This is a genomic window from Sphingopyxis sp. UBA6723 (assembly GCF_002454115.1).
In the GTDB taxonomy this organism is placed as follows: domain Bacteria; phylum Pseudomonadota; class Alphaproteobacteria; order Sphingomonadales; family Sphingomonadaceae; genus Sphingopyxis.
Genome location: NZ_DKIH01000013.1, coordinates 723,722 through 742,726, shown reverse-complemented (window position 1 = coordinate 742,726; position 19,005 = coordinate 723,722). Strand labels below are relative to the sequence as shown.

Annotated in this window: 13 protein-coding genes; 4 read left to right on the top strand and 9 right to left on the bottom strand. The window is 65.7% G+C overall.

The window, feature by feature from the left end; translation table 11 throughout:
- From addA to B4F07_RS16750, 6 genes are all read right to left on the bottom strand, one after another.
- Positions 1-2,996, bottom strand: a 2,996-nt coding sequence (addA, locus tag B4F07_RS16775; protein WP_293704931.1) for a double-strand break repair helicase AddA, incomplete at its 3' end; no start/stop codon positions are given.
- Positions 2,993-6,013, bottom strand: a complete 3,021-nt coding sequence (addB, locus tag B4F07_RS16770; RefSeq protein WP_293698764.1) for a double-strand break repair protein AddB — start codon at positions 6,011-6,013, stop codon at positions 2,993-2,995. The genes addA and addB, both read right to left, overlap by 4 nt.
- A 96-nt stretch (positions 6,014-6,109) precedes the next feature.
- On the bottom strand, positions 6,110-6,829 hold the full coding sequence (locus B4F07_RS16765) for a nucleotidyltransferase family protein (protein ID WP_293698767.1): 720 nt from the start codon (positions 6,827-6,829) through the stop codon (positions 6,110-6,112).
- Complete coding sequence (locus B4F07_RS16760; RefSeq protein WP_293699388.1) at positions 6,829-7,797, bottom strand: aminoglycoside phosphotransferase family protein; 969 nt, start codon at positions 7,795-7,797, stop codon at positions 6,829-6,831. The genes B4F07_RS16765 and B4F07_RS16760 overlap by 1 nt, the downstream gene beginning before the upstream one ends.
- Positions 7,794-8,243 carry a tRNA (adenosine(37)-N6)-threonylcarbamoyltransferase complex ATPase subunit type 1 TsaE gene (gene tsaE / locus B4F07_RS16755; RefSeq protein WP_293698770.1) on the bottom strand — a complete coding sequence of 150 codons (450 nt, stop codon included), beginning with the start codon at positions 8,241-8,243 and terminating at the stop codon, positions 7,794-7,796. The genes B4F07_RS16760 and tsaE overlap by 4 nt, the downstream gene beginning before the upstream one ends.
- 121 nt (positions 8,244-8,364) lie before the next feature.
- Positions 8,365-10,722 (bottom strand): PAS domain-containing sensor histidine kinase, encoded by a 2,358-nt coding sequence (locus tag B4F07_RS16750; protein ID WP_293698773.1) that lies wholly within the window; start codon positions 10,720-10,722, stop codon positions 8,365-8,367.
- Between the two features lie 238 nt (positions 10,723-10,960).
- Here B4F07_RS16750 and B4F07_RS16745 point away from each other — a divergent pair, with 238 nt between their 5' ends.
- A complete protein-coding gene (locus B4F07_RS16745) occupies positions 10,961-12,055 on the top strand; it encodes a TIGR03032 family protein (RefSeq protein WP_293698776.1) in 1,095 nt (364 codons plus the stop codon).
- A gap of 59 nt (positions 12,056-12,114) precedes the next feature.
- Here B4F07_RS16745 and B4F07_RS16740 read toward each other — a convergent pair whose 3' ends face one another.
- Complete coding sequence (locus tag B4F07_RS16740) at positions 12,115-15,246, bottom strand: TonB-dependent receptor domain-containing protein (protein ID WP_293704915.1); 3,132 nt, start codon at positions 15,244-15,246, stop codon at positions 12,115-12,117.
- 155 nt (positions 15,247-15,401) lie between these two features.
- Positions 15,402-16,817 carry an adenosylhomocysteinase gene (ahcY, locus tag B4F07_RS16735; protein WP_293698785.1) on the bottom strand — a complete coding sequence of 472 codons (1,416 nt, stop codon included), beginning with the start codon at positions 16,815-16,817 and terminating at the stop codon, positions 15,402-15,404.
- A 60-nt stretch (positions 16,818-16,877) separates the two neighbouring features.
- Here ahcY and B4F07_RS16730 point away from each other — a divergent pair, with 60 nt between their 5' ends.
- Positions 16,878-17,033 carry a hypothetical protein gene (locus tag B4F07_RS16730; protein WP_293698788.1) on the top strand — a complete coding sequence of 52 codons (156 nt, stop codon included), beginning with the start codon at positions 16,878-16,880 and terminating at the stop codon, positions 17,031-17,033.
- Positions 17,034-17,218: 185 nt separating this feature from the next.
- Positions 17,219-17,617, top strand: a complete 399-nt coding sequence (locus tag B4F07_RS16725; RefSeq protein WP_293698791.1) for a hypothetical protein — start codon at positions 17,219-17,221, stop codon at positions 17,615-17,617.
- On the opposite strand, the gene B4F07_RS16720 is transcribed toward B4F07_RS16725, so the two are convergent.
- On the bottom strand, positions 17,614-18,216 hold the full coding sequence (locus B4F07_RS16720; protein WP_414711761.1) for a YqgE/AlgH family protein: 603 nt from the start codon (positions 18,214-18,216) through the stop codon (positions 17,614-17,616). The genes B4F07_RS16725 and B4F07_RS16720 overlap by 4 nt on opposite strands.
- A 276-nt stretch (positions 18,217-18,492) precedes the next feature.
- On the opposite strand from B4F07_RS16720, the gene B4F07_RS16715 reads away from it, so the two are divergent.
- A complete protein-coding gene (locus tag B4F07_RS16715) occupies positions 18,493-18,975 on the top strand; it encodes a peroxiredoxin (RefSeq protein ID WP_293698797.1) in 483 nt (160 codons plus the stop codon).
- The last annotated feature ends 30 nt before the right edge of the window (positions 18,976-19,005 follow it).

Here is a 19,005-nt window from a genome sequence, read left to right as displayed (position 1 = left end):
GGTAGCCGCTCGAACAGCGCGTGGAGCAGCAGCCCGCGGTTCACCGCAGCCGCGCGCGCCGCGCCCTGCGGCACCGCCGCCACATCATCGTCGCCCAGCGCCGACGGCGCGAGCGGACGCGGCGGGCGCGCTTCCTCGGGCGCCGCTTGCCGCGCCCACGCGGGTACGACCACCGGCGGAGCGACGGGCCGCGCCTTGTCCTTCGCCGCACGCGCCTTGCCCGCGACCGCATGGACGCGCTTCTGCCCCCAGCGCGGACCGGCGTCCTGCCATTCGGCGCCCATGTCGGCCATCACGGCATCGACCGCGCTGTGCCAATTGTCCGCGGGAAGCTCGTCCGCCTTCCGCGTCCCGGTGACGATCAGCAATTCCTCGGCGCGCGTCATCGCCACGTACAGCAGCCGCCAATGCTCCTCGCGCTCGGCGCGCTCCTTGGCGTCGTGGGCATCCGCGATCGCGCCATGGCGCTCGTCCTTGCCGAGCGGAAACACCGGTAGTTTGTCCCAAGCCGCCATCGACAGATCAAAGCTTACTCGCCGCGGCTTGGGATCGTCGGTCGCGTCGGCCAAGATGACGATCGGCGCCTGCAAGCCCTTCGACCCATGCACCGTCATCACCCGTACGACATCGCTGCGCGCCTCGCTCTGGCGCTTGATCTCCGCCGTACTCGCGGCGATGTGCGACAGGAAGCCGAGCAGCGACGGCGCTTCCTGCCGCCCGAACGCCAGCGCCTGCGCGAGCAGTTCGTCGATCGGGTCGCGCGCCTCGCGCCCCAACCGCTGATACAGCTTGCGCCTCCCGTCGAGCGGGCCGGACAGGATGCGTTCCAGAAAGCGGAACGGCGTCGTGAAATCACCCATGCCGAGCAGGGCGCGCAGCGCCGCCATCGTTTCGGGCGGCGCTTCGTCTTCGCGCGCCCGCAACTGCTCCCACAACGCGCGTTTCTGGCGGCCATGGGCGAAGGCAAACAGCTCTGCCTGGCTCCAGCCGAACAGCGGCGACACCAGCAGGCTGGCGAGATTGAGATCGTCGAGCGGCTGCACTGCAAAGCGCATCGCCGCGAGCAGATCCTGCACCGCGAGTGACTGGGTCAGCGAAAAGCGGTCGACCCCCGCGACCGGCACGTGCAGCGATTGCAACCGCGCCACGATCCGCGCCGCGAGGTCACGGCGGCGGCGGACAAGGATCAGGATGTCGCCCGGGGCAACGGCGCGGCCGTCCTTGCCGTGGAGCAGCCAGTCCTGCACCTCGTCGGCAATCGCACGGGAGAGCCGCAGGCTGGCGGGGTCGCTCGCCGCGGCGGACGTGTCGTGGGAACGGGTCCCCTCATCCTCACCATCAACGTCGATGCCGGTCTCATCCTCGGCATCGGCATCAAGAGCCTTGCCGACCGGCAACGGTTGCCACAGCTCGACGCGCCCCGCGCGGTCGCGATTGAATTCGGCGGGGATGTGCGGCGGCTCGTCGCTCTCCAGCCCCATCAGCGCGGTCGCCCCCGCCGCGATCCACGCATCGACGACGTCGAGCACCGCGGGGCTCGACCGGTAATTGGTGTCGAGGTCGACATCCTCGAACGGACTGCCGCCCTCGGTCGCCCGCCTGGCAAAGCTCAGCCGCGCCGCTTCGAACGCCGCGGGCTCGGTGCCTTGAAAGCCGAAGATCGCCTGCTTGCGGTCGCCGACGGTGAACATCGTGCGGACCCGGTCGTCCTTGGCGCCCACCCCGGCGAAAAACTCGCCTGCCAGCGAGGCGACGATCGCCCATTGCCGCGCATTGGTGTCCTGCGCCTCATCGACCAAAATATGGTCGGTGCGCTGGTCGAGCTTGAAGCGCACCCAGTCGCCAAAATCGCCCTGGGCCAGCAGATGCCCCGCGATGCTGATCAAATCGTCGAAATCGGCGAGGCCGCGCTCGCGCTTGGCCAGCGCATAGGCTTCGGCAAAACTGCTGCCCAAATCCCACGCCGCCGCCAGATCATCGGCAACCGCCATCGCAGTGGCGGTGGCGAGCAGGTCATTGGCTGCGGCAACGATGCGCTCGGCGGCGGCAAGGCAGCTGCGCATACCGCCCTTGTCCTTGGTGTAATCGGCGCGCATGTCGCCGGTGCCGGTCAGGAAGCAGCCCCGCATCGCGGCGAGCATCGCGGCGCGGCCATGCGTGTCGGCGCGAAACCAGTCGTCCATGATGTCGGCGCGGGCGTCGCCGGTCTTCGTCCCCCAACCGCGCCCGCTCGCGGCCACCGCCGCAATGTCGGCGTCGGCAATCGCGCCGCCGCCCAGCGCTGCCGCCTGCCAGGCCAACGCATCGCCCTGCGGCAAACCCAGCTGCGCGCGCAGGTCCGCCGCGCGCGGCGCGAGGCGCGGCGCATTGGCGGCGGTGAAACAGCTCGCGCAGCGCGCCAGAAAGGCGATCGCCGCATCCTGCCCCAATCGCTGCGAAAGCATTGCCGCGATCGTGCGCATCGCATCGCCGTCGACATCCGCGCGCGCGAGCAACTGCCCCAGCACCTCGCGCTGCAATGCACTTGCCTCGCTGTCTTCCAGCGCGCGGAATCCCGGCAGGATTTTCGCCTCGAGCGGAAAACTTGCGAGCAAGGTCTGGCAAAAGGCGTGGATCGTCTGCACCCGCACCGCGCCGCCGGGGCTGTCGATCACGGTGGCGAACAACGATCGTGCGCGATCGAGGATGCCTGGTTCGGCCCAGTCGGCGCCCAGCGCGGCGAGGTCGAGCCGCAGGTCGCCGTCCGCCATCCGCACCCACATCGCGAGCCGCTCATGGATGCGATGCGCCATTTCGGCGGCGCCCGCCTTGGTAAAGGTGATGCACAGGATCGCCTCGGGCGACACGCCCGCCAGCATCAGGCGCAGCACGCGCGCCGACAGCACCTGCGTCTTGCCCGTCCCCGCCGACGCGCCGAGCCAGACATGGTCGTGCGGCTCGGCCGCGGCCCGTTGCCCGCCGTCGAGCGTCTTCAGCAGCTTGTCGGGGTCAATCATGCCGAACCCCCGTCGGTCATGCCCGGATCGGGATCGCCGCGCCCGAACCATTCGTCGCGGCGCATCAGCTGGTCGAAATCGGTGTAGCGTTTGGCGCTGTCGCCCGGAACGAATGGCTCCTGTCCCAACAAGTAGCGCGCGCTCAGCTCAGCCAGCGCTTCGCGCGCCCGCTCGATTACCGCGGCAGCGGTCGGCGGTTTCGGCTTCTGCCCCTTGATCGCCTTGACCGCGCCATCGACGCCCTTTTTGCGGTCGCGCTTCAATTCCCAATATTCGAACGCACCGACCGGTTCGGGCGCCTGATCGCCGAGCCCCGCTTCCTCGGCGATCAGCCCGAGCAGGCCGAGCTGGCTGTTCAGCCCTTCGCCCGCCGACTTGGCCGATGGCGCCGCGCCGGTCTTGTAATCCACGATCGCCAGCGTCCCGTCGGCGGCCTGATCAACGCGATCGGCGGTGCCGCGCAGCGTGATGCCGCCGACCAGCAGCTTGCCGCTGACTTCATTGGCGACCGGCCAGCGTTCGTCGCGCGCCGCCCACACCCGCTCCGCCGCCCAGCGCAGCGACGGCTCGATCCGCGGCAACCAGAAGGCGCGGCCGAGCGAATCGAGCGCCGGATCGGCGCGCAGCGCGGCGATCTCGGCATCGAACGCCGCCTCGCTCAGCCCTGCCGCCTGCCAGTCCTGCAGGAATTTATGCACCCGCGTGCCGAACCATTTGGCGTCGGGACCGCTGCTCAGCGGCTCGAGTTCGCTCAGCCGCAATATCTTCGCCGCGTAAAAGGCAAAGGGGTCGCGCGCCAGCTGGTCGACCCCGGTGACGCTGATCCGGTCGGGCCGCGCCGCGAGCGGCGGCGACGGGCGGGGTTTGTCGGCGGGCTCGCTTCGGCCCGGCGGGACATCGAGCGTCGCGGCCAGCGCCGTGACCGACTGCCCGTCGAGCGTCGCTTCGGGCAACTCGCCCGCCAAGGCCGAGAGCCGCAACCAGAAGCGCGACGCAACGGCCGGGTCGCCGCCGCTGCGCATCGCGCGCGTCACGACCACCTCGCGCGCCGCAAAGGCACCAGCGAAATCATGCGCCGCCATCCCCTGCTGCCGCTCGGGTGCGGCGAGGCCCAGCATCCGCCGGATGCCGGGGGCGAGCCAGGGGTCGGGGCTTTGCTGCGGCGGCCAGCGCCCCTCGTCGAGCCCGCCCAAAATCATCAGGTCGGCGCGCTGCAACCGCGCCTCGAGCAGACCCCAGATGAACAGCCGCGGATGCCCGCCATAGGGGGGCCGTATGCTCTCGCCCGACATCAGATCGGCGAGCATCGCGGGGAAATCGGCGGGGGCGACGAGCGCTGGGCCGTCGCCCTTCGCCACCGCCCAGCGGTCGAATAGGTCGGACAAGGCGCGGCCCGCATGCCCCGTCCACGCCCCTTCGCCGGTGAGCCAGCCGAGCGCGTCCTGCAACGCCCCGAGCAGCACCGGCGGCGGCGCGGGAACGCCCGCGGCAAAAGGCGCGAGCGCACCGCTCAGGCCCGTCGTCACCTCGGCCCACCAATCGGCGATGGCCACCGCCGCGCCATGCCCGCGCCGGTCGCTGTCGGCCGCAATCTCATCGATCCGCGCCGTCACCCCGACCCAGCCCGGCACCAACCCCGGCCCGCGCAGCACCAGATCGAGCTGCCGTACCTGATCGAGCCAGTCGAGCCGTCCTTCGCCCGCGCGCACCAGCGGATGCCCGAGCAGCGCGACCAGCCGCACCGGATCGAACGCCGCGGCAAACTCGGCGAGCAGCAACAGCAGCGCCCCCGGCGGCGTCTGCCCCAGCGGCTGTCCGGCACTGTCGTCGATCGCAATGTCCCAGCGCGCGAGCGCCGCCGCGACGCGCTCGGCGAGCAGGCGGTCGGGGGTCACCAGCGCCGCGGTGCGCCCCGGCTCTTCCAACGCACGGCGCATCATTAACGCGATGCCCTGCGCCTCCTGCCCGTCGTCGGCGAAGGTCGCGGCGCTGACCCCGGTCAGGCTGGGCGCGACGTCGTCCGCCGCCTGCCAGCGCGCGGTATAGGCGGCGGGCGCAAACAGCAGCGACAGAAAGGGCGCGCGCGCATCGGGACCGTCGAACGGCGACACCGCGGCCCATGCGCCGACCTCGTCGCGCGCGATCCCCATCCGCCCGAGTAGCAGTTTCAGATGATATTGAGGATGCGTTTCGAGCGGGCGCTCGCCCGGCTGATCGGGATCGGGCTTGACCGGTCCCAGCGCGTCCCATTCCTCCGCCGCCATGCCGAGGTCGAGCCCCGGCAGCACCACCATCCCCTGCGGCAGGTCGGCCACGGTGCGCAGCAGCCGCGCGATCGCGGGCGCCGCGGTGGTCACCCCTGCCGCGACGACGAAGCGCCGCGGCGGGGCAGTGCGCCATTCCTCGCTGACCCGCGCGAGCAGGCGGTTGCGGCGGTCGGCGCGGTCGATATGCCCCGTCGCGGCCAGCATCGCGGGCCAATGATCGATCAGCAGCCGCAACCGCTGCCATGACGCCTGCCAATGCCCCGCAAGATCGCCAAGCGCGGCTTCGATGTCGCCGAGCCGCGTCGGGGCGACCTCCTCATAATGCAGCTGGTCGATCACCCGCCCCAGCCTTTCGGCGAGTTGGAACGCCGCGGCGCCGGTGATCGCTTCTTCGCCAACGGGATTATACCGCTCGATCAGCGCCGCCAGCATCAGCCGCCGCCGCAGCGGATCGATCGCGGGCGGGATCGGTTCGGCCTCGTCGATCGCGTCGAGCGCCAGCGCGACGCTTTCATCGAGGTCGGCATCGCCGATCACCGCCAGCCGCGGCATCAGCAGCCCCGCCCCGCTGGCGCGCACAAACGCCGCCTGCACCGCGCTGCGCGCGCGGTTGCTGGGCAGCAGGATCAGCCCTTTGGCGAGCCCGAGCGCGCCATCGGCAAAGCGGCCGATCAGGCCTGCGGCGAGCGCGTCGGCGAACGCCCGCTGGACGGGGATGGAGAAGACGGTGGGGCGAGGCGTTTCCGTCATCACACTCTCGTCGTCATCCCGGCGAAGGCCGGGATCTCGCCGCTGCGCCAATCCGAAACGGCGAGATCCCGGCCTTCGCCGGGATGACGACCCGCGTCAAACCTCACTCAGCGCGACTTCGGTCGGCGCGATCCGGTCGGGGGTGCCGACGTCGAACCATTGCCCCATGTGCGACAGGCCGAACAGTCGGCCCGCGGCGATCGCGCGGTCCCACAATATGTTGGTCGAAAACGCCCCCACAGGCGCGTCGCCCAACAGGCGCGGCGAGATCAGCTGGATGCCGGTATAGACGAAGGGCGCAATCCGGCCCGGCTTGCGGCGCGACAGGAGCCCCGACGGATCCATATGAAAATCGCCGCGCCCGCCATGACCGGTCGCGCTTGCGTGCCGGATGAGAAGCAACAGCGCGTCCATCCGCTCCCCGTCCCAATGCCGCGCCAGATGCCGGATGCTGTCCTGAGGCCCGTCGGTCCAGATATTGTCGCTGTTGACGATCAGGATCGGGTCGCCGGTCAGCTGTGGCAGCGCCTTGACCATGCCGCCGCCGGTTTCGAGGAGCAGGTCGCGCTCGTCCGAAATGCCGATCGTGAAGCTGCGTTTTTGCGCCGCCAGATGCGCTTCGAGCGCATCGGCCAGATAATGGACGTTGACGACGACATGGCCGATCCCCGCCGCCTCGATGCGGTCAAGGCTGTGATCGATCAAGGCCTTGCCCGCGACGCGCACCAGCGGCTTGGGTCGGGTAGCGGTCAGCGGGCGCATCCGTTTGCCCAGCCCCGCCGCCATCACCATCGCGCTGTCGATCTTGGCGTCCATCACCACGCCGCCGCGCGCTTGTCGGCGGGGATATTCTCGTCGAACCAGGCGCGCACCGGCGCCAGCGCAGGATGCGCCAGATCGCGTTCGAGCAACCCCCACATTCGTGGCTGGAACTGGCGATAGCCGGGCTTGCCGTCGCGCTTCCACAGCCGCACGAACACCCCCAGGATACGTGTGTTGCGCTGGGCCGCGAGCGCCCAGTAAGCATTCTCGATGTCCTGCCCGGTGGCGCCCTGATAGCGCGCCAGCATCGCCGCCTCGACCGCCGGGGTGACATCGCGCCGCGCATCCTCGAGCACCGAAGCGAGATCATAGGCGGGATGCCCGATCAGCGCGTCCTGAAAATCGAGCAGGCCGTAATGGGCGACGCCCGCCTTGCCCGGCACCAGCATGATATTTTCGGCGTGAAAATCGCGCAGTACGGTGACGCGCGGCAGACCGTCATGCTCGACCGGGGTCAGCACCGCTTCCCACGCGGCGCGAAAGGCGTCGCGATCGACCTCGATCTCCAGCGCCGGGCAATACCAGTCGCTGAACAGCATCACCTCGTCGAGCCATTGTTCCAGCCCCAGCACCCGCAACCCCGGCATCGGCGGGCACGTGTGCAGGTGGACGAGCAAATCCGTCGCCCCTGCGTACAGTTCGACCTCGCGGTGCAGCGCCGCATCGGCCGTTTCGCGCAGCCGCTCATCCCCGAAATCCTCGATCAGCAACAGTCCCTGCACCAGATCGCGGGCAAAGATCACCGGCGCGGTCAGCCCCTGTTCGCACAGATATTCGGCGATCGCGATGAACGGCCGCGGATCTTCATGCGGCGGCGGCGCGTCCATCAGCACCGCCTGCCGCGCGCCATCGACGACGCGGAAATAGCGCCGGAACGAGGCATCGCCGGCGAGCGGCAAAATCTGGGCGCCTTCCCAGCCATGCGCGGCGAGGAAGGCAGGCGCATGGGGGGGCGGAATCATCGGAGCGGCCATCGACTCCCCCAAGACGTCGGCACGTCGGCTGTCAAGACGCGCGCGTCGCCGCTCCCCGAAATCGTGATCGACAGCGCGCCCGGCCACCCCTGCGTCCCCAGCCGCTCGGGCCATTCGATCAGCAGCGCGCCGTCATACAGATAATCGTCAAGGCCCAGCTCGATCAGCTCGCTCTCATCCTCGATCCGGTACAGATCGACATGCGCGATGGGCAGATCGACTTCGGGCGGCGCATAGGGCTGGACGATGGCAAAGGTCGGGCTCGGCGCCTCGCCCGCCAGCCCGCGCGCTTTCAGCATCGCGCGCGCCAGCGTCGTCTTGCCGGCGCCCAGATCGCCCGACAGCGCGACAACATCGCCGGGGAGCAACGCCGCGCCGATCGCGGCACCGATGCGCTCGGCCTCGGCCAGATCGTAGGAACAGGTAAAACTCATAAAAAGCGCTGGGCCCCTGCGAAAGCAGGGGCCCACCTCCGGTCGGCGCCATGTTGAGGCGGCGGGAGATCGATCCCTGCCTTCGCAGGGACACAAACAGAAAGGAGGGGGAGCAGCGTCGTCATACCCGCCGCGGCAGGCTGATCCGCACCAGCGTCCCCTGTCCCGCCTCGCTCACCACCTCCATCGTCCCGCCGTGCGCGGCGACGAGTTGGCGCGCGAGCGCAAGGCCGATGCCGCCCGACGCCGTCCCCGCCTGCTGTCCCTTGGTCACCGCTGCGACCGCTTCGGGCATCCCCGGACCATTGTCCGACACGATAATCTCGATCCCATGCGCGTCGCCCGTGGCATGGAGCAGCACGCGGCCGCCGGACTTGCGGGTCGGCGCCGTGTAGCGCACCGCATTGTCGAGCAAACCCGCGACCAGCCGCGACAGGCGCGGCGCATCTCCATCGATACGGCCGAGATCAGGCGAGATATTGCCGACCAGTTCGACCTTTTCGTCCGCGGCAAACGCTTTCGCATCCGCCAAAGCCCGCTCCAGCAACGCTCGCACCGCGACCGGCGCCCGCTCGACCACCAGTGACCCGGCTTCGCCCTGCGCCAGGTCGAGCACATTGTCGATCTGGCGCCCCAGCACCGCGACCGAATCCATGATCGCGTTGACATAGCCCTGCTGCTGGTCGCTCAGCTTGCCGGCATAGCCCGCCTGCAACATCTCGCCGAACCCGCCGATCGAGGTCAGCGGCGTGCGCAATTCGTAACTCATCCGCGACAGGAAAGCGGTCTTGACCTTGTCCGCTGCCTCCAGCGCCTCGTTGCGCTCGCGCAGCGCGCCCTCCATCCGCCGGCTCGGGGTAATGTCGAGCATGATCAGCAGCGCATTGCCGTCGGGCAGCGGGATCGACGCAAAATCGAAATAGCGCCCGTCGGCAAAGCCGATCTCGCCGCCGCGCTGTTGCCGCTCCAGCGTCGCGGCGCGGATGACTTCCTGGACGATGCTGATCTGGTTCGGTTTCACCAGCCGGTCGGCCAGCCCGCCCATCAGCGCATCGACGCGCGGATGCGCCGCCAGCGTGGCCTCATCAATGCCCCACAAGCGGCGGAAGCGCTGGTTCCACAGATGCAGCCGCCCGTCGGGCGCGAACACCGCGATCGCCTCGAACAGATTGTCGAACGTCGCGGTGCGGACGCGCAGCAGGGTGTCGCGTGCGCCGGCCAATTGCACCTGCTCGGTCTTGTCCTCGGCGATCAGCAGCAGCCCGCCGTCAGGCGTCGGCTGCGCCACAACATGCAAGTGGGTGCCGTCGCGCAGCAGCCAATCCTCTTCGCTCGCCCCCGCCTGGGCGAACCAGTCGACATGCGCCTGCCGCCATTCGGGATAGTCGCGCACTTCAGGGGTTCGCCCGCCCTCGCGCCAGGCATCGAGCAGCCGCGCAAACGCCCGCGCCTCGCTGACATCATCGGCATCGAGCGCGAAGAGGCGGCGGAACGGGAGATTGGCAAAGGCCAATCCCTGATCCGGGCCGAATTGCGCCACCGCCGCCGACAATCGGTCGAGCAATTCGCGCTGCGTATCGACGAAGCGGCGGTGCGCGCCGCGCTCGCTCTCCAGCTCCTGAATATCGATGGCATAGCCGGCGATACCGATCACCCGCCCGCCGGTCGGCGCCAGCGGCACATCGACGACGCGCATGATCCGCCGCTCGCCCTCGATCGTCACCGGGATCGTGCGGATCTGCGCCGAGCCCGCGATGCGCGCCTCGTCGGCCGCCTCGGCGGCGCTGACCCCGGCGACCGTTTCGCACAGCTCGATGCCGCCGTCGATCACCGCGACCGCGCTCTTTGCCTCAACCGCGCGGACATAGGCGCCGTTGACGAGCGCGAGATTGAGGTCGGTGTCGCGGAACCACATCGGGAAGGGCGCGGCCTCGATCAGCCCCGACAGCGCCTCGAACGCCGCCATCGCCTCGTCACGTTCGCTGCGCGCCTGCGCCAGGGCGTGCTGGCCGTCGGTCGCATCGCTCAGCCAGAGCAGCACGCTGCCCGGCCCGCCCACCGCCGGCGGCGCCGGGGCGCCATGGAGGATGATCGTGCGCTCGCTCCCCTGCGGCTTCAGGCTGAGCGTAAAGGGTTTGGCGCCGCGCTGCGCGCCCAGGATCGCCTGGCGCAGCGCGTCATGGCCGTCGGGGTCCAGCCCGCTGCCAAGCCCACGCAGCTCGTCGAAATTGCGCGGCCCTTGTTCGAGCCCCAGCCAGCGCCCGAGTTTCTCGCTCGCCTCGATCCGCCAGTCGGCGCGCACGATCACCGGCAATTGCGGCGACGCCTCGACCAGACTGCCGAGCCGCTCGGCCTGCCCGGCGACAAACGCCGCCCGCCGCTGCATCGCAATCCCGCGCCCGACCGCCCACAATCCGGCGAGCAGCCAAAGCGCAGAAAACAGGCCCAGAGCAAAGAGCGCGCCCGACGAAAGCGTCATTTGGCCGACGCCACGCCATACGAAAAATGAAAGGAGGGGCGTTTGACCATCTGCCCGCCCTATCGACTGTCCCCGAGGGTTTCAATCGCTAGGCGTCAGGCGGCGCCGATCGGTGGCCCTGCCGCGACGGCAGGCATGGCTTGGGTCCATAATCCTTTGCAGCGGCTGCGGCCCTGACGTAGATCGAAACTTGGAATAGCTGTTTGACCGGATAGCTCCATCGTATCGAGGAGGACGCGTGCAGGACAAGAAGCTTCTGGCCTTGGCCGCCGCAATAAATGACCCCGCAGGGCATGATCCGGGCGATGCGCCGATTTCGATTTCCGCCGGTTTGGCCGATTGGATGTTGGCGCAAGGCATCTCGCTCGCCTTTACCTCCTATCAGACTGGCCAGTTGATCGTCGCCGGCGTCGGTCCGGACATGCGCCTGTCCTTTAACCAGCAGCAATATGCGCGCGCGACCGGGCTCTGTTATAACCGTGGGCGCCTGCTGGTCGGATCGATGTTCCAGATATGGCGCTTGGAAAACATGCTGCGCCCTGGCCATTATGCCAACAACGCCTTTGACATGGCCTTGGTACCCCGCACGGCGCACACCGTCGGCTACGTCGATACGCACGAGCTTGCCTTCGATGCCGATAATCGGATCATCTTCGTCAATTCGCGATATTCTTGTCTGGCAACGATCGATGAGGTCCACAGCTTTCGGCCTATTTGGCGACCGCGCTTTATTTCCGCGCTGGCGCCCGATGATCGCTGCCACCTCAACGGTCTGGCGATGGATGGCGGCGCGCCGCGCTTTGTGACGGTCGCGGGCCTATCGGATGAAAAAGACGGCTGGCGCGCGGATCGCCAGGGTGGCGGGGCGGTGATCGATATCGACAGCGACGAGGTAGTCGTCAGTGGCCTGACCATGCCCCACAGCCCCCGCGTGCATGACGGCGCCTTGTGGCTGCTCGATTCGGGACGCGGCCAGATTGTCCGCGTCGATATTGGTAGCGGCAACCGCGAAGATATCGCCTTTTGTCCCGGCTTTCTCCGCGGTCTCGTTTTCCACAAGGATTTTGCCGTCGTCACTGTGTCGATGGCACGCGAAGGCAAGTTCAAAGACCTCGCGATTCAGGCCGGGTTGGAGGAACGCCAGCTGGAAGCCCAATGCGGTATCCTGATCGTCGATACGCGGACCGGCCAGACGGTTCATTCCATCCTGCTCGGCGGGAAATTCACCGAAATGTTTGATGTCGCTATCCTCCCCGGCGTGCGCAATCCGATGACCATTGGACCGGCGACAGTCGAGATGATTGGCGCCGTCAGCATCGGCGACGAAGCCTAGCCAAAAAAAGAGGCCGCGCCGTTGCCGACGCGACCCCTGGTTATTCGATTTGGCCGCGATCAGAAGCCGACGCTGGCCCCGACGCGGAAGTAGCGGCCCAGCACACCCGGGAAATAGGTGAGCGTCCCACCGCCGGTCGGCGAGGGGAACGGCGGCTTGCGGTCGAACAGATTGTCGACGACGAAGCGGATGCTAAAGCTCTTGTCGATCCGGTAGGTCATGCCCGTATTGAAATACACGAAGCTGCCCACACCGTTCGGATTCTGAGCCGTCGGCGTGGCATCGGCATCAAACTTTGCCGGTCCGGTGTAGTTGACCTGCAGGAAGGTGCTGAAGCCCTTGTTGTTATAGTCGATCGTGCCGACCGCCTGATGCCGCGAATATCCGACCTCGCCATTGTCGGTCTCAATCGCCGAATTGGCATCGGCGCGCGAGGTCAGCGTATCGAGATACTGATAGCTCGCATTCAACCCGATATTTGAATCCTCGCCAAGGAACGGCGTCCCGGTGCGGAAGTCGAGCGCGGCTAGGATGCCCTTGTATCGCAGTTCCGCGGCGTTGAAATAACCGGTAGAGATGAAATCGAGCTGATTGGTGGCATCACGCGTAAACAAATCGCAGAACGGCGAATTGGGGAAATCGGCGGAATCATAGCAATTCTCGACGATGTCGTCCGAAGCCAACTGGGTAATGACATCCTTCACCTTGATGTCGACATAGTCGACCGACAGCGAGAGCCGCGGAATGAAGCTGGGACGCAGCACCGCACCGATCGTGAAAGCGTTCGACTTTTCGTTCCGCAGGTTGGGATTACCTACGACCGCCTGGAGGATGCTGGCATCGTCTGAGGTGGCATCGAAATTGGCCGGAATTCCCGCTGCCGCACAGTTGGCAGCGCGCGTGGCGGGAGCCGGGCCTTCATCCTGATTGAACTGATCGCAGGGATCTTCGGCGAAACCAAAGAAGCTGCTCGACGGGTTGAAAGCCTCGGTGATGAACGGCGCACGGATCGCACGGGTGTAATTACCGCGCAACGTCACGTCGCGGATCGGCTGCCAGCTGCCGCCGAGCGTCCAGGTCAGGTCGCCGCCGGCAGTCGAGTGATCGACATAACGCGCGGCCCCCTGCAACTCGAGCGAATAGATCAGCGGGACGTTGTTGGACGGACTCACCAGCCCGGCCCGCAGTTCGCCGAAGATTTCGTCGGTGTTATACTTGCCGTTGAGCGGCTGGATGACCACCGACTGGCCAAAAGCCACGCGGTCGTTGGTCGGATCGCCATCGCCGTCGGCATCGGTCAGCGGATCGGGATCGTCGCCACCCGCCAGGAACGCGCCCGGATCGAAGTCCTGCGATTCAGCCCGATGCTCGTAGCCGATCGCGAACGAGAGATCGCCGCCCGGCAATGCGAACAGCGGCCCCGCCAGCGAAGCGGTGAAAATCTTCTGCTTATTGACCGACACCGGCCGCGTGATCGCGGTGATATAGTCGCGCGCTGCCTGCGAGGTCTGCATCCCGAAAAGATTGAGCGGCGCACAGGTCGAACTAACCGTCTCCGCCGGAGAATTCACGGCGCCCGGGCGGCAAATAATATTACCGTTCGCCGCACCGCCATTGAACAGGCCTTCATCGACCGCGTCCACAGCATTGAAGAAGTTCTGCGTGGCGATCGCGGGCACCTTGCCGGTCGTCTTTGACCGGCCATAGTTCCCGACGATTTCGAAGGACCATTCGCGGCCACCGAGTCCGGTGAACTTGCCGTCGAGGCCCAACACATAACGCTGAATTTCGACGTTGCCGGTGGAGCGCCCTGAAATCACATCGGTATTCGCACGCTGCAACAGGAAGGTGTCGCCGTCCGCCTGCGCCTGAATGATCGCGCGCGCCTGCGGTGTCAGGAACGGATTGTCGGTGCTCATGATGATCGCACCGGCCGGATCACCAGCATAGCCGAACAGATAGCTGTTATATTCCGGCTGGTCGCGAAGGTTGACGCCGCGGCTGCGGCTGTACCAACCTTCACCGAACAGACGGATTTTGTCGGTGAGGTCAAAGCTCAACAGCAAGTTGCCGCTATAGCGTTCGGTTTCGGTCAGCAGGTTGGACAGCGGCACGAGGCTGAAGCCGTTACCGCCCGACGCATCGACGCTGAATGACGTCGGATCGCCATTTTCATCAAGCGGGCCAAACGACGTACCAAAATCGATCGGAATCAGATTGCCCGTCGCATCGAAACGCAGCGCGTTGCCCTGCGCATCGACAAAACCGCCCTGCGGGAAGCCAAGATTATTCGCCTGGCCCTGACTGACCGGAATGAAATCGAATATGGTCGGGATACCGAATTCGGAAATCGTCGGAATACGGCGATCACGAAAGATGACATTGTCGAACGGCGAATCCGGATCGTTGGGACGGCCGAAGAAGCCGCCATCGTAAAGGCGTGGGCGGGCGGTCTGCAACAGACCCTCGCCCTTGTTATATTCACCGGAGATCGTAATGTTTGCCCGGCCATCAAGGAAGTTTTTGCCGGCGAGGCCGCGGAAACGATAGTTGGCTGCATCGCCGCGATCGGAAATACCGTACTGGCCATCGATCTCGAGGCCTTCATAGTCGCGCTTCAGGACTACGTTGACCGTACCCGCAATCGCGTCCGAACCGTAAATCGGCGCACCGCCAATGACGATCGTTTCAACACGATCGATGAGCTTGGTCGGAATAACGTTCAAATCGACCTGGTTGCCACCCTGACCCGTCGGGCCAAAGATTGATGCGGTGTTCGACCCGACGAAACGGCGGCCGTTGACCAGTGTCAGCGTGCGCTCCGAACCGAGGCCCAAAAAGTTGACGAAGCTTTGTCCGGGACCGAAGCTCGACTGCGCGCCAACCGGGCTGCTTCCTGGGACACCAAAGGCGGGCAGCTCGTTCAGCGCCTGTCCGAGCGTTTCAAAGCCACGCGATTCAATCTGGTCACCGCTGATGACGACCGACGGTTCGACGGTATCGAAATTAGCGCGTGAAATTCGCGACCCGGTCACGATGATCGCGCTGCCATCATCATCTGCGGCAACCTCTTGGGGCGCGACGCTGTCGGCCGGTGCGGTGTTGTCCTGCGCTTGGACAGAGGTAGCGGATATGGTTAACGCGAGCGTGGATACGCAAACGCTGAAAGCAGCTTTCGAAACTTTGACCATCAAAATATTCCCCGGTTATTTGGGATTTTAATCCCACTCTTCCGGCCAGAATAAGACTCAAAACCCAAGTTTCTATTAAAAAGGCACTCAGCCCGTCTCTTTCTGCGCAAGTGTTGCGGCGACGACACTGTCGCCGCCGCAAACCATGCAGTGGATCAATAACGATAATGGTCGGGCTTGAACGGCCCTTCGACCGGCACGCCGATATAATCAGCCTGTTTCTGGGTCAGCTGGCTCAGCTTCACGCCCAGCTTGTCGAGGTGCAGCGCCGCGACCTTTTCGTCGAGGTGCTTGGGCAGGACGTAAACATCGTTCTTATACTGCTCGCTGCGCGTCCACAGCTCGATCTGCGCGAGCGTCTGATTGGTGAAGCTCGCCGACATCACAAAGCTCGGGTGGCCCGTCGCATTGCCGAGGTTCACGAGGCGGCCCTTCGACAGGATGATGATCTGCTTGCCGTCGGGGAATTCGACGAGGTCGACCTGCGGCTTCACTTCGGTCCACTTATAGTTCGCCAGCGCCGCGATCTGGATCTCGCTGTCGAAATGGCCGATGTTGCAGACGATCGCCATATTCTTCATCGCCGCCATATGTTCGGCGGTGATCACGTCGGCGTTGCCCGTCGCGGTGACGAAGATGTCCGAACGCTTGACGGCTTCGTCCATCGTCACGACCTCAAAGCCTTCCATCGCCGCCTGCAAGGCGCAGATCGGGTCGATTTCGGTGACGAGGACGCGCGCGCCGCCGTTGCGGAGCGACTGCGCCGAGCCCTTGCCGACATCGCCGAAACCGGCGACCGTGGCGACCTTGCCCGCAAGCATCACGTCGGTGCCGCGGCGGATCGCGTCGACGAGCGACTCTTTACAGCCATAGAGGTTGTCGAACTTCGACTTGGTGACGCTGTCGTTGACGTTGATCGCGGGGAAGGGCAGCTCGCCCTTCTTGGCGATGTGGTACAGGCGGTGGACGCCGGTCGTCGTTTCTTCCGACACACCCTTGATCGCCTTGACCGTCTTGGTCAGATAGCCGGGGTTGGCGGCAACAAACGCCTTCAGCGCGCGCTGCATTTCGATCTCTTCTTCATTCTCGGGTGCCGGCATCTCCTGCCCGGCTTCGAGCTTCGCGCCCCACAGCGCGAACATCGTCGCATCGCCGCCATCGTCGAGGATCAGGTTGCAGGTCTCGCCCGCTTCGATGCCCCAGTCGAAAATGCGGCCGACATAGTCCCAATAATCGGCGAGGCTTTCACCCTTCACCGCGAACACCGGCACGCCCGTCGCGGCGATCGCGGCGGCGGCATGGTCCTGGGTCGAGAAGATGTTGCAGGTAGCCCAGCGGACCTGCGCGCCGAGCGCGGTCAGCGTTTCGATCAGCACCGCAGTCTGGATCGTCATGTGCAGTGAACCGACGATCTTCGCACCCTTGAGCGGCTGCGACGCGCCAAACTCTTCGCGCAGCGCCATCAGGCCCGGCATTTCGGTTTCGGCGATGTTGATTTCCTTGCGACCGAAGTCGGCAAGACCGATGTCGGCGATCACATAATCCCGGGTGTCGGCGGCGAGAGTGGCCACAATAAGTCTCCTGTAGGCGAATTCGGTCGCAGGCGAGCGACCACGAAAAGCTGGGTAATTATGTTGCGCGCCCTAGCTCAAAGCGCGCTGCCGATCAAATATAAACTTTTCTTTATATCGCAATGGCGGCTCGGCCTGCCGAACGCGGAAGGCGCACGAATCGCGGGCGCAAAATGCACCGCGGCGAAAATTTATTTTCAGCAGGCACAATTGTGACAATCGGGACCCGACAATTGTGACACCGAGTCGCGAACGCCAAGATTCTGAAATTCTTTACTTATAATGCGCCTTGCGTTTAGCTTAATTTGCTATTGTGACACCAGTGTTACAAACTGCCGAAAACATTGACTTTTGTGATGATGAAGGAGAAAATCAGCCAAAGTTTACGAGGGGATAGAGAGATGAAAAAAATGTTGTTGCCGCTGATCGCTCTGGCTTTTGCCAGCCCCGTCGCCGCGCAATCGATCATCGTTGTCACCGGGCCGCAGGCCGATTCGACGACGCTGCCGGTCGCTTATGCCGAGCTGCGCGCCGGCGAGAATCAAGCCGCGGTCGCCAAGCTGACCGGCGACGCCAATCTCGACGCCAGCGACCCGTCGCGGCTGATCAACCTCGGTACCGCTTATGCTCGTCTGGGTCGCACCAGTGAAGCTGCCGCCGCCTATGACGCGGCCCTCGCCAGCCCGATCCGCTACGATCTCGAACTCGCCGATGGGCGTTATGTCGATTCGCGCTGGGCCGCCCGCACCGCGCGCGCGAACCTGACCACCGGCCGTCCGCTGCTCGCGCTCGCGCGCTAAGCCTCGCCACCCTCGGTTGTCAGCAGGCGGGCGTCCACTCCCGCTTCGGCAAACGCCGCCTGCCAGCGCTTGGCGGGCGGCGTGTCGAACAGCAGGGCGTCGCTGCCCGGGGTAACGTGCCAGCCGTGGCGCACCATCTCGCCCTCCAGCTGTCCCGCCGACCAACCGGCATAGCCCAGCGCCACCAGCCAGCGCGACGGCCCGCGCCCCTCGCCGATTGCGCGCAGGATGTCGTGCGAACTCGACACCATCCAGCGGTCCGCCACCTGCACCGCCTCCTGTCCGCCCCAGTCCAGACTGTGCAGCACAAACCCGCGCGACGGCTCGACCGGGCCGCCCAGAAACACCGGCTGTTCGAGCGGATCGTCATGCGCAATTTCGAGCTGGTCGAGCACCGCGCCGACCGTCATCCCGGCGATCGGGTCAGAAATGCCGATCCCCATCGCACCTTCTTCGTCATGGCTGATCATCGCAATCACCGAATGTTTGAAGCGGGGATCGCCAATCCCGGGCAGCGCGAGCAGCAGCTGGCCGGTGAACCAAATGGGGTCAGTCTCCATCGCGCCATCATGCAGCGGAGGGACGGGGCGGTCCAGCATCTTTGGCGGGAGGGGATGGCTTTGAGGTGGTTAGCTGTCCCCAATCTTCGTCACCCCGGACTTGATCCGGGGTCCATCAGGCCTTGCGCCGCGGTATCCTGAGAGGGCGAATGGATCCCGGATCAAGTCCGGGATGACGATGGTATGGGCCATCAAACGATCGGAACCCGAAGTTGCCAAAATCCCCCTCGCACCCCCTCACCAACCTTGACTCCCGCCCCGCCCGACCCAATGTCTCGCCGACCAGAAATCCCCTCAACGAAAAGGATGCCGACCATGACGATCCAGACTGGCGACAAGCTGCCCGACGCCACCTTTGTAAAGGTCACCGAAAACGGCCCCGAACAGGTTAGCACGGCCGATTATTTCAAGGGCCGCAAGGTCGCGCTCTTCTCGGTTCCCGGCGCCTTCACCCCGACCTGCTCGGCCAAGCACCTCCCCGGATTTGTTGAAAAGGCCGACGAGCTCAAGGCCAAGGGCGTCGATGAAATCGTCTGCACCGCGGTCAACGATGCGTTCGTCATGGGCGCTTGGGGCAAGAGCGCCAGCGCCGGCGATACCGTCACCATGCTGTCCGACGGCAATGGCGATTTCGCCGAAGCGGTCGGCCTGACCATGGACGGCAAGGCGTTCGGCATGGGCAAGCGCGGCCAGCGTTTCTCGATGATCGTCAACGACGGTGTCGTTGAACAGCTCAACGTCGAAGCGCCGGGCGAATTCAAGGTGTCGAGCGCGGATCATATGCTGGAGCAGCTGTAAGAAACTGATCCTCCCTGCGGCGAAGCCGTG

Excerpts from the sequence above, each read along its gene's own strand:
- B4F07_RS16765 (WP_293698767.1), bottom strand. The coding sequence starts at position 6,829 with ATGGACGCCAAGATCGACAGCGCGATGGTGATGGCGGCGGGGCTGGGC.
- addB (WP_293698764.1), bottom strand. The coding sequence starts at position 6,013 with ATGACGGAAACGCCTCGCCCCACCGTCTTCTCCATCCCCGTCCAGCGG.
- B4F07_RS16720 (WP_414711761.1), bottom strand. The coding sequence starts at position 18,216 with ATGCTGGACCGCCCCGTCCCTCCGCTGCATGATGGCGCGATGGAGACT.
- tsaE (WP_293698770.1), bottom strand. The coding sequence starts at position 8,243 with ATGAGTTTTACCTGTTCCTACGATCTGGCCGAGGCCGAGCGCATCGGT.
- B4F07_RS16715 (WP_293698797.1), top strand. The coding sequence starts at position 18,493 with ATGACGATCCAGACTGGCGACAAGCTGCCCGACGCCACCTTTGTAAAG.
- B4F07_RS16725 (WP_293698791.1), top strand. The coding sequence starts at position 17,219 with ATGAAAAAAATGTTGTTGCCGCTGATCGCTCTGGCTTTTGCCAGCCCC.
- B4F07_RS16730 (WP_293698788.1), top strand. The coding sequence starts at position 16,878 with ATGTTGCGCGCCCTAGCTCAAAGCGCGCTGCCGATCAAATATAAACTT.
- B4F07_RS16750 (WP_293698773.1), bottom strand. The coding sequence starts at position 10,722 with ATGACGCTTTCGTCGGGCGCGCTCTTTGCTCTGGGCCTGTTTTCTGCG.
- B4F07_RS16760 (WP_293699388.1), bottom strand. The coding sequence starts at position 7,797 with ATGATTCCGCCCCCCCATGCGCCTGCCTTCCTCGCCGCGCATGGCTGG.
- B4F07_RS16740 (WP_293704915.1), bottom strand. The coding sequence starts at position 15,246 with ATGGTCAAAGTTTCGAAAGCTGCTTTCAGCGTTTGCGTATCCACGCTC.